Origin of the sequence: Rhodoferax lithotrophicus, from assembly GCF_019973615.1 — a bacterium.
GTDB lineage: Bacteria > Pseudomonadota > Gammaproteobacteria > Burkholderiales > Burkholderiaceae_C > Rhodoferax > Rhodoferax lithotrophicus.
The window spans coordinates 3,771,788-3,790,571 of the sequence record NZ_AP024238.1; the positions used below are offsets into that span (position 1 = coordinate 3,771,788).

Annotated in this window: 13 protein-coding genes; 8 read left to right on the forward strand and 5 right to left on the reverse strand. The window is 60.3% G+C overall.

The genetic code is table 11. From position 1 onward, the window contains the following. The first annotated feature begins 38 nt into the window (after positions 1-38). The 5 genes from LDN84_RS17440 (at position 39) to LDN84_RS17460 (ending at position 7,942) form a co-directional block, all read left to right on the forward strand. Complete coding sequence (locus tag LDN84_RS17440; protein WP_223904693.1) at positions 39-821, forward strand: urea amidolyase associated protein UAAP1; 783 nt, start codon at positions 39-41, stop codon at positions 819-821. A gap of 18 nt (positions 822-839) precedes the next feature. Further along, on the forward strand, positions 840-1,490 hold the full coding sequence (locus LDN84_RS17445; protein ID WP_435405899.1) for an urea amidolyase associated protein UAAP2: 651 nt from the start codon (positions 840-842) through the stop codon (positions 1,488-1,490). A 73-nt stretch (positions 1,491-1,563) separates the two neighbouring features. After that, positions 1,564-5,226: an urea carboxylase gene (gene uca, locus LDN84_RS17450; protein ID WP_223904694.1), complete on the forward strand. Its 3,663-nt coding sequence runs from the start codon at positions 1,564-1,566 to the stop codon at positions 5,224-5,226. A 27-nt stretch (positions 5,227-5,253) separates the two neighbouring features. Then, positions 5,254-7,098: an allophanate hydrolase gene (gene atzF, locus LDN84_RS17455; protein WP_223904695.1), complete on the forward strand. Its 1,845-nt coding sequence runs from the start codon at positions 5,254-5,256 to the stop codon at positions 7,096-7,098. 151 nt (positions 7,099-7,249) lie between these two features. Continuing rightward, on the forward strand, positions 7,250-7,942 hold the full coding sequence (locus LDN84_RS17460; RefSeq protein ID WP_223904696.1) for a dienelactone hydrolase family protein: 693 nt from the start codon (positions 7,250-7,252) through the stop codon (positions 7,940-7,942). Between the two features lie 85 nt (positions 7,943-8,027). Here LDN84_RS17460 and LDN84_RS17465 read toward each other — a convergent pair whose 3' ends face one another. From LDN84_RS17465 to LDN84_RS17485, 5 genes are all read right to left on the reverse strand, one after another. Then, complete coding sequence (locus LDN84_RS17465) at positions 8,028-10,448, reverse strand: PAS-domain containing protein (protein WP_223904697.1); 2,421 nt, start codon at positions 10,446-10,448, stop codon at positions 8,028-8,030. Positions 10,449-10,952: 504 nt separating this feature from the next. Beyond that, positions 10,953-11,699, reverse strand: coding sequence for a DUF2894 domain-containing protein (locus tag LDN84_RS17470; protein ID WP_223904698.1), 747 nt, complete (start codon positions 11,697-11,699; stop codon positions 10,953-10,955). After that, positions 11,686-12,336 (reverse strand): OmpA family protein, encoded by a 651-nt coding sequence (locus LDN84_RS17475; RefSeq protein WP_223904699.1) that lies wholly within the window; start codon positions 12,334-12,336, stop codon positions 11,686-11,688. The genes LDN84_RS17470 and LDN84_RS17475 overlap by 14 nt, the downstream gene beginning before the upstream one ends. Further along, positions 12,333-14,504: a DUF802 domain-containing protein gene (locus LDN84_RS17480; RefSeq protein WP_223904700.1), complete on the reverse strand. Its 2,172-nt coding sequence runs from the start codon at positions 14,502-14,504 to the stop codon at positions 12,333-12,335. Before LDN84_RS17480 ends, LDN84_RS17475 begins: the two co-directional genes overlap by 4 nt. 2 nt (positions 14,505-14,506) lie before the next feature. Next, positions 14,507-15,241, reverse strand: a complete 735-nt coding sequence (locus tag LDN84_RS17485; protein ID WP_223904701.1) for a DUF3348 domain-containing protein — start codon at positions 15,239-15,241, stop codon at positions 14,507-14,509. A 432-nt stretch (positions 15,242-15,673) separates the two neighbouring features. Between LDN84_RS17485 and LDN84_RS17490 the strand changes: the two genes are divergently transcribed. From LDN84_RS17490 to LDN84_RS17500, 3 genes are read left to right on the forward strand one after another with little or no spacing between them, the layout of a single operon-like run. Then, positions 15,674-17,464, forward strand: coding sequence for an NAD(P)H-dependent oxidoreductase subunit E (locus LDN84_RS17490; RefSeq protein WP_223904702.1), 1,791 nt, complete (start codon positions 15,674-15,676; stop codon positions 17,462-17,464). Further along, positions 17,461-18,192, forward strand: coding sequence for a 2Fe-2S iron-sulfur cluster-binding protein (locus LDN84_RS17495; protein ID WP_223904703.1), 732 nt, complete (start codon positions 17,461-17,463; stop codon positions 18,190-18,192). The genes LDN84_RS17490 and LDN84_RS17495 overlap by 4 nt, the downstream gene beginning before the upstream one ends. Next, positions 18,189-18,767 carry an NADH-quinone oxidoreductase subunit B family protein gene (locus tag LDN84_RS17500; RefSeq protein ID WP_223904704.1) on the forward strand — a complete coding sequence of 193 codons (579 nt, stop codon included), beginning with the start codon at positions 18,189-18,191 and terminating at the stop codon, positions 18,765-18,767. Before LDN84_RS17495 ends, LDN84_RS17500 begins: the two co-directional genes overlap by 4 nt. Positions 18,768-18,784: the final 17 nt, after the last annotated feature.

Sequence of the window (18,784 nt, forward strand, 5' to 3'; positions counted from 1 at the left end):
CCCCATTGCCGTCCAACCGAACTGAAAGCCAACCCACCATGCCCATCACTTTTGACGATCTACCCGCCCTGGCCCGCACGGCAGTGCCAGCGACCTCCACCGCTTTTTCGCCCGAACTGGTGCTGTGGCACGAGCTGTTGCCCGGCGGCTGCCACTGGTCTGGCCTGCTGCGCCGTGGCAATACCTTGCGTCTGACGGACCTGAGTGGCACGGCCAACGTGTCGGCGCTGTTCTTCAACCAGGAAGAAAAAACCGAGCGCTACAACGTGCCCGACACGCTCAAGGCCCAGCACACCGCCTACCTCACGCAAGGGCATGTGTGTTACTCAGACATGGGGCGGGTGCTGTGCTCGATTCCCACCGATACCTGCGGCTGGCATGACACGGTGTGTGGCGTGCTGGACACTGCCGCACTGGAAAAGAAGTACGGCCAGGCCAGCTACCAGACGCACCGCAACAGCATGTACCGCAGCGGCCAGGAGGGCTTGCTGGTGGAACTCAACAAGTGGGGCTTGGGCCGACGCGACATGAATGGCAACGCCAATTTCTTCAGCAAGGTCACCGCCAATGCCGCCGGTCAGCTTCAGTTCGACCGGGCGCACCGCGCACCGGGCCAGGTTGTGGATCTGCGCTTTGAGATGAATGTGCTGGTGTTGCTGTCTGCTGCGCCCCACCCGCTGGACGATGCCCCCAGCTATGCCCCGGGTGATGTGCAGCTGACCGCCTGGCGCTCTGGCACCGCCGGAGTCAACGACCCCTGCCGCCTGTCCTGCCCGGAAAACGGCCGCGGCTTTATCAACACCGAACGCTGGTTTTTGTAATTCATAAGGAAACTCATCATGTCTTTGACTCTCAAAACCAGCACACTCGACCCGGCGCACGCCGTGGTGGATGCCATCGTTCCCGCGGGTGAACCGTGGATGCACAAGCTCACCCAAGGCCAGGTATTTCGCATCCTGGACCTCGAAGGCAATCAGGCGGTAGACACCCTGTTCTTCAGCGCCAACGACCCAGAAGAGCACTACAGCATGACGCACACCATCCAGGCCCAGAGTGCGCTCTACCTCACCACCGGCAGCGTGCTGATGTCGAGCGAAGGCCGGCCCATGCTGAGCATCGTGGCCGACACCTGTGGCCGCCACGACACGCTGGGCGGCGCCTGCTCGTGTGAGAGCAACACGGTGCGCTATGCCCTGGAAAAACGCCCGATGCACGCCTGCCGCGACAGCTTCATGGCTGCACTGGCGCACAACCCCTACGGCCTGCACAAGCGCGACATTGCCTCCAACATCAACTTCTTCATGAACGTACCGGTCACCCCCGAGGGCGGCCTGACGTTTGAGGACGGTGTGTCGGCCCCCGGCAAATATGTGGAAATGCGCGCCGAGATGGACGTGATCGTGCTGATCTCCAACTGCCCGCAGCTCAACAACCCGTGCAACGCCTACAACCCCACGCCGGTGCGCTGCCTGGTATGGGATGCGGTTTAACCAGTTCGCCCCCGGACGACCGGATGGGTGCCAATGAACGGCCGGACGACCTGCCTGAAAGATTGAGCTGACCATGTTCAAAAAAGTTCTTGTGGCTAATCGCGGGGCCATTGCTTGCCGCATTATTCGCACGCTACGCCTTATGCATGTAGCGTCAGTAGCTATTTATTCTGAAGCAGATGCCGACTCTGCCCACGTCGCCATGGCCGATGAAGCAGTGTGTGTGGGGCCTGCAACGGTCACCAGCAGCTACCTGGCCATGCAACGCATCATTGAGGCCGCGCTGACCACCGGCGCACAAGCCATCCACCCCGGCTATGGCTTCTTGTCTGAAAACGCCCAGTTTGTCGAAGCCTGCGAGGCCGCAGGCCTGGTCTTCATCGGTCCCACGCCTGCGCAAATGCGCCTGTTTGGCCTGAAACACACGGCCCGCGCCTTGGCGCTGGAGGCCGGTGTGCCGCTGCTGCCCGGCACCGGCCTGCTGGCCAATCTGGACACCGCGCTGGCGCAAGCCGCCGTGATTGGTTACCCCGTCATGCTCAAAAGCAGCGCCGGCGGTGGTGGTATTGGCATGCAGATGTGCCCGGATGCACAGGCGTTGAGCGCCGCCTTTGAGTCGGTCAAGCGCCTGGCGCAGGCCAATTTTTCGGATGCCGGGGTGTTTCTGGAGCGCTACATTGCCGATGCCCGTCACATCGAGGTGCAGATTTTTGGCGACGGTGCGGGTGGCGTGCTGGCCCTGGGCGAGCGCGATTGCTCATTACAACGGCGCAACCAGAAAGTGGTCGAAGAAACCCCCGCCCCGAACCTGCGCGACGAGGTGCGCCAGGCGCTGTTGGCCACAGCACGCCAACTCGCCGCCAAGGCCCACTACCGCTCCGCAGGCACGGTGGAGTTTGTGGTGGATGCTGCCACGCAAGAGTTTTTCTTTCTGGAGGTGAACGCCCGCCTGCAAGTCGAGCACGGTGTCACCGAGGCGGTCACCGGGGTGGACTTGGTGGAGTGGATGATTCGGCTTGCAGCGCACGATATGCCTGCGCTGGCAACTATCAATGTTATAGCAAATGGCCATGCCATCCAGGCCCGTCTGTACGCCGAAGACCCAGCCAAAAACTTTCAACCCTCCAGCGGCCTGCTGACCGAGGTGCACTTTCCCAAAAACCTGCGGGTGGACACCTGGATCGAGCGCGGCACCGAGGTCAGCGCCCACTACGACCCGATGCTGGCCAAGCTGATCGCCCATGGCAGCGACCGCACGCAGGCCCTGGCCAAGCTGACGCACGCGCTGAACGACACGCGCATCGCCGGTTTCGAGTCCAACCTGGACTACCTGCGTGCCGTGATGGACTTTGCGCCCTTTGTGCAAGGCCAGCACACCACCCGCAGCTTGGGTGCATTGGTTGCGCCCAGCCGCGCCATCGACGTGCACAGCCCCGGCGTACAAACCTCGGTGCAAGACTGGCCGGGCCGTATTGGCTACTGGGCCGTGGGTGTGCCGCCGTCCGGCCCGATGGACGGCCTGGCGCTGCGCCTGGCCAACCGCCTGGTGGGCAACCGCGAAGGCGCTGCCGCGCTAGAAATCACCGTGACCGGACCAACCCTGAGCTTTCGCAGCACGCAGCAACTGGCACTCACCGGCGCACCCATGGAAGCCACGCTGGATGGCGCACCGCTGGCCATGGGCCAGGCCTTCACGGTGACGGCCGGGCAAAGCCTGCGCCTGGGCAAGGTCAAAGATGCCGGTTGCCGCGCCTACCTGGCCGTGGCCGGTGGGCTGGACGTGCCGGACTATTTGGGCAGCCAATCGACCTTTACCCTGGGCCAGTTTGGCGGCCACGGCGGGCGCGTGTTGCGCTCCGGTGATGTGCTGCATGTGGGCACAGAAGCCCTGCTATCCGCCATGAGTGCCGAGACTGCCCACGCCTTGCTGCCCGACTACACCCACCACTGGGACATCGGCGTGCTGGTGGGCCCACACGCCGCGCCAGACTTCTTCACGCCCGAAGACATGGCCATGTTCTTTGCCACCGACTGGCAAGTGCACTACAACTCCAGCCGCACCGGCGTGCGGCTGATCGGCCCCAAACCGACCTGGGCGCGGCGCGACGGTGGCGAGGCCGGGTTGCACCCGTCCAACATCCACGACAACGCCTACGCCATTGGCGCGATTGACTTCACCGGCGACATGCCCGTCATCCTCGGGCCAGACGGCCCAAGTCTGGGCGGCTTTGTCTGCCCAGCCACGGTGGTGCAGGCCGAGCTGTGGAAGCTGGGCCAACTCGCCCCCGGCAACACGGTGCGCTTTGTGCCCATGACGCATGCCCAGGCCATTGCCCAACTGCGGGCACAACAGCAGGCGCTGAGCCTGGCTTTGCCCCCTCTCCCAAGGGGAGAGGGAATAAATTCACCGCGCCCGGCGGATGCCCGCGAAGAGACCCCACCAGACGCTACATGTTCAATAGCTGATTGCGCAGTATTGATGAGCACTACAGGCCAAAATGGCACGGAAGAAGTGGTCTACCGCCGGGCGGGTGATGCCTATGTGCTGATTGAGTTTGGTGAACTCAAGCTTGACCTGACCCTGCGCTTTTTGGTTCACGCCCTGATGACCCGGCTGCAGGCCCAGCGGGATGCCGGTGCGCTGCCCGGCATCATCGACCTGACACCCGGCATTCGCTCGCTGCAAGTGCATTACGACCCGCTGCAACTCCCGCTGGCGCAGTTGATGGCGCACCTGCTGCAAGCACAAGAGGGCCTGAGTAGCAGCACGGACATCGAGGTGCCCAGTCGCACCGTCTGGCTGCCGCTGTCGTGGGACGACCCTGCAACCCAGTTGGCGATTGACAAGTACATGCAATCCGTCAACCCGAGCGCCCCCTGGTGCCCGAGCAACATCGAGTTCATCCGCCGCATCAACGGCCTGCCCGATAGTCAAGCGGTGTTCGACATCGTGTTTCAGGCCAGCTACATGGTGCTGGGTTTGGGCGATGTCTACCTGGGCGCCCCGGTGGCGACACCGCTGGACCCGCGGCACCGGCTGGTCACCACCAAGTACAACCCGGCGCGCACCTGGACCCCGGAAAACGCCGTCGGCATTGGTGGCGCTTACCTGTGCGTCTACGGCATGGAAGGCCCCGGCGGCTACCAGTTTGTGGGCCGCACGGTGCAGATGTGGAACCGCTGGCGCGAGACCCGTGAATTTGCCCAAGGCAAACCGTGGCTGCTGCAGTTTTTTGACCAGATCCGCTTCTACCCCATGGGGGCGCAAGAGCTGCTGGACTACCGCAAAGACTTCATCGCGGGCAGAGTCGGGCTGCGCATCGAAGAGGGCACGTTTCGCCTGTCGGACTACCAGCGTTACCTGGCCGACAACGCCGACAGCATCGCCCAGTTCAAACAGGGTCAGCAAGCCGCGTTTGAGGCCGAGCGCGAGCGCTGGCGCGAAGCCGGAGTGTCTGAAGCGCCCGATGGTGGCGTGGACGAGCGCGGTGCTGCGGGTGAAGCTGCCGCCCTGGCGTTTGACGGCGAGGTGGTGGCCTCCCAAGTGTCGGGCGGAGTCTGGTCGGTGCAGACCAGCGTGGGCGCACAGGTCAAGGCCGGGCAGACCCTGCTGGTGATCGAGTCCATGAAGATGGAAATTGCCGTGCTCGCCCCCTGCGACGGCTGTATTGAACAACTGCTGTGCACCGAAGGCCAGGCGGTCACCGCCGGGCAAGCGCTGGTGCTGATGAGCTAACCACAATTTGAATCTGGAGAACCCCCTATGCGACTCGACCTTTCCATCCCCGCCCTGCGTGCCCGTTACCTGGACGGCAGCCTGACACCTCGCCAATTGGTGGCCCAACTGCATGCGCAGATGCTGGCTGAAGATGCCGCGCTGGAGCGCCACATCTGGATTCGCCGCCTGACGCTCGAAGAGATGCAAGCCTATGCAAGCGCGCTGGACGGGCGTGACCCGGCAACGCTGCCCTTGTACGGCATTCCCTTTGCCATCAAGGACAACATCGACCTGGGCGGCATCCCCACCACCGCTGCCTGCCCGGACTACGCCTATACCCCTGAGGTCAGTGCTACGGTGGTGCAGCGCCTGATTGCCGCTGGGGCGATTCCGGTGGGTAAGACCAATCTAGACCAATTTGCCACCGGCCTGGTGGGTGTGCGCTCGCCGTATGGCGCATGCAAAAACAGCCTGCACCCAGACTACATCTCGGGTGGCTCTTCGGCGGGCTCGGCGGTGTCGGTGGCACTGGGGCTGGCGAGTTTTTCGCTGGGCACCGACACCGCAGGCTCGGGGCGCGTGCCTGCCATGCTCAACAACCTGGTGGGCCTCAAGCCCAGCGTAGGGCGTATTCCTGCTACCGGCGTGGTACCAGCCTGCCGCACGCTCGATGTGGTGTCGGTATTTGCGCTGACCGCTGGCGATGCCGCTACCGTGCTGGCCGCCGCCCAGGGGCAAGACCCACTGGATGTGTATTCGCGCAACTTGCCGCCGCATGGTCACAACTTTGGCGCGGCCAGCAGCTTTCGTTTTGGTGTGCCGCGCGAGGCCGACCTGGAGTTTCACGGCAACCCAGAAGGCCCGGCGCAGTTTGCCCAGGCTGTGGCGCACCTGGTGGCGCTCGGTGGCACGCCGGTGGAGGTGGACTTGCGGCCTTTCCGCGCTGTGGCCACCCTGCTGTACGAAGGCCCGTGGGTGGCAGAGCGCTACCAGGCCATTCGTGCCTTCATCGAAGCCACACCCGAAGCCTTGCACCCGGTGACACGCGCCATCACTGAAAAAGGCATCCAGATCAGCGCTCCCGACACCTTTGCAGCCCTGTACAAGCTGAAAGAGCTGCAGCAGCAAACGCTGCCGGTGTGGAACGACATCGACTGCCTGGTGACCCCCACCGCCAGCACCGCCTACACCATCGCGGCGGTGCAGGCCGACCCGATCCGCCTGAATTCCAACCTGGGCCATTACACCAACTTTGTGAATTTGCTCGACCTGGCCGCCGTGGCCGTGCCCACCGGTTTCATGACTGAGGCGATGAACCACATGCCGTGGGGCGTGACACTGGTCGCCCCGGCCGGGCAAGACTTGCCGCTGCTGTCGCTGGCCGCCCGCTTACATACCCGCACCGTGCCCACCGTGGGGGCGACCTCCCATGCACCGCATCTGCAGCCCGCTGCAGCGCCGGATACCGCGGCCTTCCCCTCGGGCCTGGTGCGCGTGGCGGTGTGTGGTGCACATTTGAGCGGCTTGCCCTTGAATGGGCAACTGACCCAGCGCAGTGCCCGGCTGCTGCAGACCACCTTCAGCGCGCCTTGCTACAAGCTGGTGGCCTTGCCCGGCGGGCCACCCTACCGGCCCGGCATGGTGCGTGTGGCCAAAGGCGGTGCAGCCATTGAACTGGAGGTGTGGGAGATGCCCGCCACTGCATTCGGCTCCTTTGTGGCAGGTATTCCGGCCCCATTGGGCATTGGCAGCATTGAACTGGCGGATGCCAGCACGGTGCTGGGTTTTGTGTGCGAAGCGGTGGCTGCCGAGCAGGCACAAGACATCAGCCACTTCGGCGGCTGGCGGGCGTATCTACGCAGCCATGACCATCTTGCCGTATCCGCTTGAAGACTGCATCCTGCACCGTTACCGTTGACCCGTCCTGCCCCTCAGGCAAGGCGATGTGAAAACACATCCAACAACACTCCAAAATGGCTGGGAAGTCATAATTGGACAGTTGTCGCGATTACGTTTCACATCACCAGCCAAGAGGATACCTATGGGAACCAGCATCACTTTTCAACGCCCGGACGGAAAATCCGTTGAAGGATATTTGGCCGAGCCATCACACCCCGCAAACGCCCCGGCCATTGTGGTCATACAGGAGTGGTGGGGTATCAATGATCAGATTCGCGGTGTGGCTGATCGACTGGCCTTGGCTGGTTTTCAGGCACTGGTGCCTGACCTGTACCGGGGCAAGTCAACGTTGGAAGCCGAAGAAGCTCACCACTTGATGACAGGGCTTGATTTTGGCGATGCTGCGTCGCAGGATATCCGCGGTGCCGTGCAGTACCTGAAGCGCCGTGCTGCCAAGGTCGGTGTCACCGGGTTCTGCATGGGCGGTGCGTTGACCATACTGGCACTTACACAATCTCCCGAGATTGATGCAGGCGTTGCATGGTATGGCTGCCCACCCCTTGAATATATCGATGCCAGCAAAATCCAGGTACCCTTGCAAGCCCATTGGGCAACGCAAGATCAATTCTTTGCCATTGAAACCATTGACTTGCTGGAAGAAAAACTTCATGCAGCGGGCACCCCATTTGAGTTTCACCGTTACCTGGCGCAGCATGCGTTTGCCAATCAGACAGCCGTCGGCCCAGGTCGCCTGCCAGCCACTCAATACGATCCCGTGTGGGCGCAACAGGCTTGGGACCGAACCTTGAGGTTTTTCGGGCGTACCCTTGGCTGATCTGGACGGCCAGTGCGCTTCGCCGCTGCGCTGATCACCCCACGCAGCAACCAAGAGCGTGCCTGCAACGGCACCTCTGGCCACCTCAGCTGGCCGCTTTGCGCGTGTGCGAGGCCTGCGTAGCAGGCAAACGCTTAGCCAGCGCCGACCTCAGGGTTTCAAAATTGATCGGTTTGGTCAAAAAATCGTCCATGCCGACCGCCAAGCAGTGCTGACGGTCTTCTTCAAAGGCGTCGGCCGTCAAGGCAATGATGGGCACACGTGGGCATTGGTGTGCCACCTCCCATTGCCTGATTTTTTCGGTAGCGCTGTAGCCATCCATCACCGGCATATGCAAATCCATGAGGATCAAATCAGGTGGTTTGGGTAAGTCATTGTCTGCATCTGAGGCGTTTTGACTAATGGCCTCAAAAGCCTGTTGGCCATCATGGACCAAGGTCACCGTCAACCCGAGTCGAGCCAGCAGCGACTTGATCACCATGCAATTGACCAAATTGTCCTCAGCCACCAACACTTGTCCAGATAACCGGTCAACCGCACCGGGCGCATGCCCCTGGTGAGCGACCGGCTTCACATGGCCGCTGTTGAGCGCATCTGCTACGCGTGCGACCCGAACCTTGAACCAGAACCTGGATCCCTGTCCTGGCTCACTGCTCACACCCACCTCACCCCCCATGGCCTTGGCCAGGTGACTCACAATGGACAAGCCTAGCCCCGACCCACCAAACTCACGCGTCGTCGAGCCGTCTGTTTGCGAGAACGGTTTAAAGAGCAAGTGAAGCTTGTCGGCGCAAATACCAATACCGGTGTCTCTCACGGAAAATTCGAGCATGCTCGATGAAGGTGTTGATTCAACCTCTTGGGCTTCGATCAAAATTTGACCTTCGCTGGTGAACTTAATGGCATTCCCAACAAGGTTGGAGAGCATTTGACGCAAACGGTGTGCATCAGCCAAATAGACCTGCTGAGTCTGCCCGGACCACCGGCCACGCAATTGCAAGCCTTTTGTCTGGGCCGCACATGTAAACAGGTTACAGATTTCATGCAGCAGCACATCCGGGGCAAAAGGGTTGCTCTCAAGTTGAAGCTTACCCGCTTCGATTTTGGACAAATCCAGAATATCGTTGAGCAAACTGAGCAAGGTTTGTCCACTCGTCAGAATGGTATTGACGTACTCTTTACGCGCACTTTCCTGCACATCAGGCATCAGTAAAAGTTGAGCCATCCCCAGAATACCGTTCATCGGGGTTCGGATTTCGTGGCTCATCGTGGCAAGGAAGCGGCTCTTTGCTCTTGAGGCCTCCAACGCCGCATCGGTTGCATTCACCAGCTCCGTGATATCAATTCGGAAACCCACGGTGTAGCCATCGGCCATTTTGCGCTCCATGGCGCGTAATACCCGGCCATCAAACGCGCGTTGAATACGCGTCTGCTGGCCCGAACGGAAAGCTGTCAGACGTTCCTGTACCCACGCTTCCTTGTTGCCAACGGACTCTTGGTAAAAGCCAATTTCTGCACCTGCACGGATGATGTCTTCAAACCGGGAACCAGGCACGATGACGTGCTCCAAATGTGGGTAGAGCTTTCGGTATTTTTCATTGCAAAAAACCAACCGCTCATCGGTATCGTAGATGACAAAAGCTTCATCAATCGCCTCGATCGACCCCAGCAAAAGCTGCATATTACGGTGTGCATCCATCTCACTTTGGCGCTGCTCAGTGATGTTGAGGTGTCTGACGACCGCACCACCATACGCACCTTTCAGCGGTGTCACGTTCATTCTGAACCATCTCTGCTCATTTGAAGAGTGACAGGGATACTCCAATTGAAAGTTGTCGGTTTGCCCATCAAGAACAGCTTGAATACCCGCAAAGGCTTGCGCGGCATCATCCCCCGCCGGGGGGCTCCCGCCGTCACAACGAACACTGCAGACACCCAGATAATTGATCCCGATAGGGGACAAAGCCTCGGGCGGAGCATCATTACGTTGGCCAAATTGACGCCATGCATGATTAACCGCCACAATATTCGCCTCTCTGTCCAAAACGGCAATGTGCTCCGACAAAGAGTCAAACACCGCCATGCTGAACGCCTCTTGCGCGGCCTGCAATTCCTGTGCTTTCTTGCGCTCCGTGATGTCATGAAAATCAACCACCACCCGAGTCAACTGACCTTCTGCATTTTTTTGTGGAAATGCGCTGACCAATAACCAGACCATCGGCGCATCTACGCTGGTGTGTCGGCCCAGCACCATGCCCTTGATGGCATCCCCGCTAGAGATGACTCGATTCACCGGGTAATCAGACACGGGCATCGTGCGACCGGACTCGTCCACAAACCGCCAAGCGGTGTCTTTCGCGGTTTTGCCAAGCATTTGCTGCTCAGACAAACCAAGTAACTCACCTGCGCGGGGATTGCAGAACAACACCTGGGTGTCCGCGCCATGTACCACAATGCCTGTTTGAAGATGGTTTAAAACCTCAAGATACTGGTTATCAATGTCCATGAAAGTCAGGTTTTAATTGGCGCATCCGCTGTAAAGATGCCATCGATCTGTCTATTTCCCGGCGACTCCATCGTCGGAAAAATACAAGGTTGTTGATGTGAACTCGATGATATCCAATCACGTCACAGCGCAGGCACAAATTATCCGTCACACCGGCACCCTCCAACTTGCGCTCTCTGGCCAATATAGCGGCTTGATGGCGTGTGGCTATCCATTTTTGAATTCCTCCAATTTACTATCTATTCAATAGCTACTCACGCTTATTTATCAAGCACAAGAAGCCATTTAACCGTGAATTTTGAGTGGACTACGGAACCGCAACAACCATGCACTGGCCCCAAGTGGCTTTGCGTTCAGCTCAAAGCGAGCATTCCGGCAAGAAATTCATAGTTTTTTAGGCCTCAAGCGCTTATTTAACAAGCGTAAGACGCTATCATTTTTGAATAAATCAAATTCAGCCAGCCCACCGTCACCACGTTCAGGCAAGGTGTACTACCGGGGGTTTCACTTCTTGCCCACCTTTGCCCGCGCTGGCTTTCTGGCTGGGGCTGGCTTGCCTTGGCCACCTTGCTCCAGGCACAACAAGGTGTCCACATAGCTGGTGAACCGGTTCAGGTAATCTGGCGAGATTTCGCGCATCAGTGCCAGTGAGCGCAGCACCAACCGGTGCGAATTCATCGGCCCGGCATTTTGTGGCGCTTGCTCAAGGGCTTGTGTCACCCGCTTGTCGACACTGAGTTTGGACCAGGTGTTTCTGAAATAGCGGGTGGTTTTGAGCTCACCGCGTGAGCCTGCGCCCGGTCCCAAACCAGCCGGCTCTTGTGGCGCGCCATACTGCGTCAGGTAGTTTGAGAGCTCAGCCAGACTTGCCTTGGGTTGACTCTTTTTGAAGGCCGCCAGGTGTTGCCGCACCGCTTGGAAATCACCCGCCTCCAGCAAATGCTGCACATCAGCCACCGATGGCGCAGCGTGTCCCGCGATGTGCTCGTCGATGGCCCGCCGGGCCTCGGATTGGGCTTGCGCAAAGCGTGCCTGGAACACCCCCAGCGCCTGCACCAGCTTGCACTCGAGCAACTGTTTCACCCGGCCTTGCCGGCCATGGGTACGTTGGGCCAAGGTTTCCAGGTAATAAAAACCCACCGGGTCAAACTGCTGTGCACCGCCCTGGCGCAAAGCCGCCATCACCACGCTGGCATCCATGGATGCCAGCGCGGTCACTTCAGGACGGTCGCTGTGTTCAGTGGGCAGCATCGGTCGGTTTTTTTGCCGGGCTGGCTTTGGGCACCGGGGCCATTTCAACCCGCCGATTTTGGGCGCGGGCTTTTTCGTCCACATTCGGGGTCATGGGCTGCTCGGAACCAAAGGCGGCGGCAAACACCAAGGACGACGGCATGCCTTCATCGATCAAAGTCCGTGTGACGGTCAGCGCCCGCTGGGCCGACAGCTCCCAGTTGTCGGCAAACTGGCGGTTGCCATCGCGGATTGAGCGGTCGTCGGTGAAGCCGCTGACCATCAGCATTTCATCCCGCGCGGCCAGGTAGCTGCGCAGTGGGGCCACCAGGCTGTTCAGCAGTTGCCGCCCCTCGGGTTGCAACTGGTCGGAATTCAGCGCAAACAAAACCCGGCCACTGATGCCAATGCGCCCGTTGTTGAGTGTGATGCGGCCACTGGCCAGGGGAATCGCCAGGGCTTGTTCCAGCGAGATGCGCCGCTGCTCTTCCACCTGGCGTTTTTTGACTTCCACCTCCAGATGCGTCGCCAGCTCCAACTGGGCCACCATGACACCGACCAGCAGCAGCACAAAAGCACCGAGCAAGCCCGACATCAGGTCGCCGAATACCGCCCAGACCGGTGCGGTTTGTTCCAGGCCTGAATCGTCCTCGATCATGCTGCGACCTCTTGCGCCTGCACGGCAGATGGGCCGGGGAGTTGGCGCAGTTCTTCGATGATTTCTTTTTGCGACATCAGGCTCAGGTCGATGATTTCACGCGCCTGGGCCACGTAGTAGGCCAGTTGGTCGTCACTGCGGGCCATCGACTTGTCCATGGCGGCTTCCATACGTTGCAGGTTCGCCAGCAGTTTTTCGGTGGTTTCACTGAAAGAGCGCACCGCAAACCCCATGGTTTCGCCCAGGGTGGATACCTCGACCGCGCTGCTGGTGACGCTGGCCGCAATGTCGGACAGTTTGGCGGCTTCTTCGCCCATTTTTTCTGTCAACTGCTGGCCAGCATCCTTGAGTGCCACGGCGGATGAAGCCACCAGCGCGTCAATCACGGCGCGTTGTTCGGCCGAGGCGTGGTGGATGGATTCGAGCAAGCTGTTCAGCGTGGCCATGATGCGGCTGCGTTCCTCCAGCAGTTCGTTGTCTCGCGCCATGCTGTTGGAGACTTCCTGGCGCAGTTTTCCGATGACCTCGGCCGCCGCACGTGGCGCTTCTGAGGCGGTCTGAATCAACTGGGTGATGGGCGCTTCAAGTGCCGTGCCCAGGGTGGATAAATGAGCTGTGAGCGCGGTCTGCAAGTCGGCCAGCCGATCCACCGCCGCCTGGCCGCGCTGGGCCTCTTCTTGCCGCAGCGCACCCAATTCGCTGTGCAACATACTTGAGAGCTGGCTCATGCGTTCGCCATGCTGCTGAGACAGCTCTGCGTCTGCCGTGATGCGGGCCTGGATCAGCGCTTCGGCACCAGTGATCAAACACTGGGTTTCGCCCAGTGTGGCGCTGGCGCTGGTTTGGGCTTGCGCGGTGATGTTTTGCGCGGTTTCGGTCAGCGTGGTGCAAATCTGCTGCTGTTGCGCCAGGGTTTGGCTGCCGGTGAGCTGCCATTCCTGCTGCAGCTTGGCCGCCATGTCGGTCAGGGCTTGTGTCCACGCCTGCAAGCGCTGCTGCTCGTGGGCGGCTTGGTCGGCCAGCCCATGCGCATGGGCCTTTTGCACCGTTTCCAGGTGGGCGTTTGAGCGTTGCTCAAAGGTGTCGTTGAAGCTGTTCAGCGATTGGTTCAAGCCCGTAACCAGGCTGGCATGGGCCTGCTCATGGCTGGCCAGCGCAGCCGTCCAGGACTGCGCCACGGCATCCGCACTTAAACTGAAACGTGCAGACAGGCCATCGAGCTGCGTCTGTGCCACATGAACCATGCGCTCATGCATCACGCTGGCCTCCTGGGCGATACCTTTCATGGCGGCTTCAACCACGGGTTTGAGGCTTTCCCCGGCCGCCTGTGCGCTTTGTGTCAGGCTGCTGCACAGGGACTGATCCACCGAGCGGGCCAATTCGGTGTAGACACTTTTGACTTCCTGGTGAAAACTGTCCTGCTGGGCCAGCAACTGGTGGTTGAGCTGCTGGTTCATCTGCTGCATCTGCGCCATCAGGGTCTGGAGTTGATCCACCACCTGGGGCAGCGCCTGCGACTGCAATTGCAAGGCCTTGAAGGTTTCCTGGCGCTGGTGGCTGAGTGAAAACCCACGCAAATGGGTGGCCATCTGAGAGTCCAGCAATTGCGCCGCCTGCATTCTTTCACGCTTGACCAGCGCCGACATCAAACCCAGCATGGCTGACGAGGCCACCCCGGCCACCGAGGTACCAAACGCCAGCCCCAGGCCTTTCATCGGTGCCGAAAAGGCACTGCGAATCGCCTGCAAGTCGGTCGTGCCCTCCAGCGCAAACACGGCGCCATTGAGGGTGACCACCATACCCAAAAAGGTACCCAGCATGCCCAGCATCACCAGCAAGCCGACCAGGTAAGGGGTGAGGGCCGGCCCCGGCAGGCCGACGCGCTCACCTTCAATGCGCAAGCGCACCGGGTTGCGCAGCGAGGCATCTATGCCAGCCAGCCATGGCCCGAGTGTGGCCGGAGGAGCGACCAGATTTGCGAGTGCGGCGGTCAAAGTGGCCGTGGCCTGCCGAAAGCGATGCAGCTCCAGCGTACCCACACCATAGACGCAGGCGATCACAGCGGTCATCAGCAGCGCCAGCACATTGGAGCCCCAAAATCCGGCCGCAACCCACCCCATGGCCATCACGCCCAGCACAAAGGCGGCGGTAAAAAAATGTCTGTTCATCATCAATGTGTTTTCTCGTGATCGAAATCTGGGATAAGGGCTTCCAGCAGCCCTAGCGTGGGTTGCAGGCGGACATCCAGCTCCGCCAGCAGCACCGTTTGAAGTTCATGGCCAAAACGTGCCAGCCAGGTGCCAGGTTTTAGCCCTAGCTCAGGTTTGTCGGTTTGTCGGACATCCAGCGGGTGTTGTTGATGCAGCTGGTACAGGTGCTTGAAGCGCACTTCCATGAGCGCAGGCAATTTGGCGAGTAATCTGTCTTCGCGGTCAGAAAGCATGGTGGCAAATGCCTCGTCCAGCGCTGCAAGTTGTTGGTGGGCCTGGGATGATCCGGCCAGCACCGCCCTTACCCTGGCTTGTAGCCGGGGAACTTTCAACGCCATGTCGCGCTGGTGGGCGGCATAGTAGCGGCGGTAGGGTTCAAAGTCCGAGGCCACTTCAAGCGGCCCACCTGGTCTTGGTAAATCACTTTTCACGATGGATTGTTCCAACGCAGCCCGCACCCGGTGAAATTCTCCACCAATGGCCGAGGCTGGTGATGGTGCCCGGGCTCCTGCTGCGGGGGGCACACTGACGTTGTGCACCGCCCGCAGGGTGATGGCACTGGCAAGGTCCACCCACTGCCCCAGCTTTTCTGCAAATGCGCCCACCGGTTCAACCACATCAACAACGGCCAGGTCACAGAGAACACGAATGAGACTGGAACGGTGAAAGTGGCTACGCGTCAATGCTCGCGTCATAAAGAAAAGGTTCCAAATTGAAAAACAGGGTTGGGGGGTGGCCGATTCACCCCTTTCATCCACAGGTAGACTCGTTCATGACCGGCTGGAAACCTGCCCAAGATTTTCAGGAGCGGGAGCCAAAGCGGCTTTGATCTGCCAGCCCAAGACTTGCTTGTGATCACGATCAAACGGGTGACGGTTTGGGCGTTGTTAAATCCATCGGAATCAAGCGCCGGATCATGCAAACTCGCACAATGCGCTGGATTTTACCGTTACTGGCCCGGCCCACTTCAGGACAAGCAGCACCCATCATGGGCGTACAGGCACCGACCCCAAGCCACATCCACCACGCAAAGACTTGTGTATGCCTTGAAATGCTTGCGCTATCCATGACTAAACTACTATAGTGTGACAGCACTTCGCTGTTGAATGCAATCGGATGGGATGGGAATGATGCCAATCACCTGCGACACAGAAGCCTTACTTGATCGCCACCAGCGACTGCCACACCGCTTGGTGCAAATCCTGCGGGAGCTGCAAGCGCACCAAGGCTGGCTGTCACGCGAAGACCTGAGCCTGGTGGCCCATGCCTTGCACCTGCCACTGGCCCAGGTGCAAGGGGTGGCCGAGTTTTACCATTTCTTTCACACCCGGCCCGTGGGCCAGTACCGGGTGCTGTTCAGTGACAACATCACCGACCGCCTGCTGGGCAGCGAGGCCTTGTTACACGACCTGTGCCACCGGCTCAAGGTCGAGCCCGGCCAGTTACGCGCCGATGGTCGCGTCAGCGTCACAACCACCTCCTGCACCGGCCTGTGTGACCAAGGCCCGGCGGCGCTGATCAACCACCACCAAATCATCACCAAACTGACCCCTGGGCGCATTGAGCATCTGGCCGCACTGATTGAGCAACAAGTGCCACCAGCCCAATGGCCTACCGAATGGTCACGGGTAGACGACCAGATTCGCCTGGCCGATGTCAAGCTCGGAGCCCAACCCGCACCGGGCAAAGGTATTGCCGCTGCCATTGCCCGCGGACCGCAGGGCATGCTGGACGACATCAAACGCTCCAAATTGCGTGGCCGTGGCGGTGCAGGCTACGCCACCGGCACCAAATGGCAACTCTGCCGCAACGCCCGTGGTGACACCCATTACGTGATTTGTAATGCTGACGAGGGCGAACCGGGCACCTTCAAAGACCGGGTGTTGCTCAGCAGTTATGCCGACACCGTGTTCGAGGGCATGACGATTGCCGCCTGGGTGGTAGGCAGCCGCCAGGGGCTGATGTACCTGCGCGGCGAATACCGCTACCTGCTCGAACCGCTGCAAGCCGTGCTGCAAAGCCGCCGCGAGCAAGGTTTGCTGGGCAAAGCCATCCAGGGCCAGGAAGGCTTTGATTTCGATATTGACATTCACGTCGGGGCCGGGGCCTATGTGTGTGGAGAAGAATCAGCGCTGATCGAGTCGCTGGAAGGTAAACGTGGCACACCGCGCATTCGCCCACCGTTCCCGGTGGAGCAAGGCTACCTGGGCCAGCCCACGGTGGTCAACAACGTGGAGACGTTTTGCGCCGCCACCCACATTGCCGTCAACGGCGGAGCCTGGTGGGTGCGTATTGGCACACCGCAGTCCACTGGTACCAAAATTCACTCGGTCTCGGGCGACTGCGAGCGACCCGGCATTTATGAATACCCGTTTGGCACCCGCATTGGCCGTATTCTGGAGGACTGCGGTGCGCACAACACACAGGCCGTTCAGGTCGGTGGACCATCGGGCGTGTGTTTGTCAGCCTTGGAATTCGGGCGACGCATCGGCTTTGAAGACGTGCCCACCGCCGGGGCCTTCATGGTGTTTAACCGCAGCCGCGACCTGTTTGAGGTGGCACGCAACTTTGCCCAGTTTTTTGCCCATGAAAGCTGCGGGTTTTGCACCCCCTGCCGGGTCGGCACCGAGCTGGTGGTGCGCCGCCTGGACAAACTGAAAAAAGGCTACGGCTCCAGCGAAGATGTGCAAGTGCTGTATGAGCTGGACAAGCTGATGCATGGTGCCACCCACTGCGGTCTGGGCGCGGCGGCCTGCAACCCGTTGCGCGACACCATTGCCAAGTTCCGCCCGGCCTATGAACGCCACCTGACCTCCTTACATTTTGCCCCTGGTTTTGATCTTGATGCCGAGTTGTCACAAGCCCGCCTGGCCACCGGGCGTGATGACACCGGCGCCCACCTGGAGAATATCGCTTGAGCAGCAACCGCATTGATGCCCTGAGTCCGGGCACTTTCACGCTGGACGATGAAGAGGTCGAATTTGGCCCCGGCGACACCATTCTGCAAGCCGCCACCCGCGCCGGGCATTACATCCCACACCTGTGCTGGCACCCCGACTTTCACCCAAACGGCTCGTGCCGCCTGTGCACCGTCAAGGTGAATGGCCGCAGTGGTGCCGCCTGCACCGTACACGCCGCCTCCGGCCAGGAAGTGGAGAGCAACACCGACGAGCTCAACGCCCAGCGTAAAACGCTGCTGCAAATGCTGTTTGTCGAAGGCAACCACTTTTGCCCCTCGTGCGAAAAAAGCGGCAACTGCCTGCTGCAGGCCACCGCTTATGAAATGGGTATGGAAGACCCGCACTTTGAAGAGTTTTACCCCGACCGCCCGCTCGATGCCAGCCACCCCGACCTGCTGTTGGATTTGAACCGCTGCATTTTGTGCGGCCTGTGTGTGCGGGCCAGTGCCGAGGAGGATCACAAAAATGTGTTCGCTATCGGTGGTCATGGTGTGGCGACTCATTTGCTGGTCAACAGCGCCAGCGGACAACTGGCCGACAGTGAGCTCAAACCCCATGACCGTGCGGCCAACATCTGCCCGGTGGGGGCGATTCTGCCCAAGCGGCGCGGCTTTGCCATTCCCATCGGCCAGCGCAAATACGACAACAAGCCGGTGTCACAACAGATTGAGGAAGGCACGCCATGAACATTCTTCCCAATGGTGTGCCACCGCTGCATGCGCCACGCAAACTCAAACTCGCCACCGTCTCGCTGGCGGGTTGTTTTGGCTGCCACATGTCGTTTCTGGACATGGACGAACGCCTGTTGCAGTTGTTGGAATACGTCGAGATTGACCGCTCACCGCTGACCGACATCAAAACCATTGGCCGCTGCGACATCGGCCTGATCGAAGGCGGCCTGTGCAACGCTGAAAACGTGCATGTGCTGCGCGAGTTCCGCTCCCACTGCAAGACGCTGGTGGCCGTAGGGGCCTGCGCCATCAACGGCGGCCTGCCCGCACAGCGTAACCAGCGCGACGTGGGGCAAATGCTGCGTGATGTGTACTGTGGCCAGACTGGCATTGATGCCGGTGGTCAGATCCCCAACGACCCGGAGCTGCCGCTGCCGCTGAACCATGTGCACCCAATCCACGAGGTGGTGCATGTGGACTATTACCTGCCAGGCTGTCCGCCCTCGGCCGATGCGTTCTGGACTTTCCTCAACGATCTGCTGGCCGGGCGCACCCCGCAGCTCGGGCACGGCCTGATTCACTACGACTAAACCCCCCAAGGATTTCC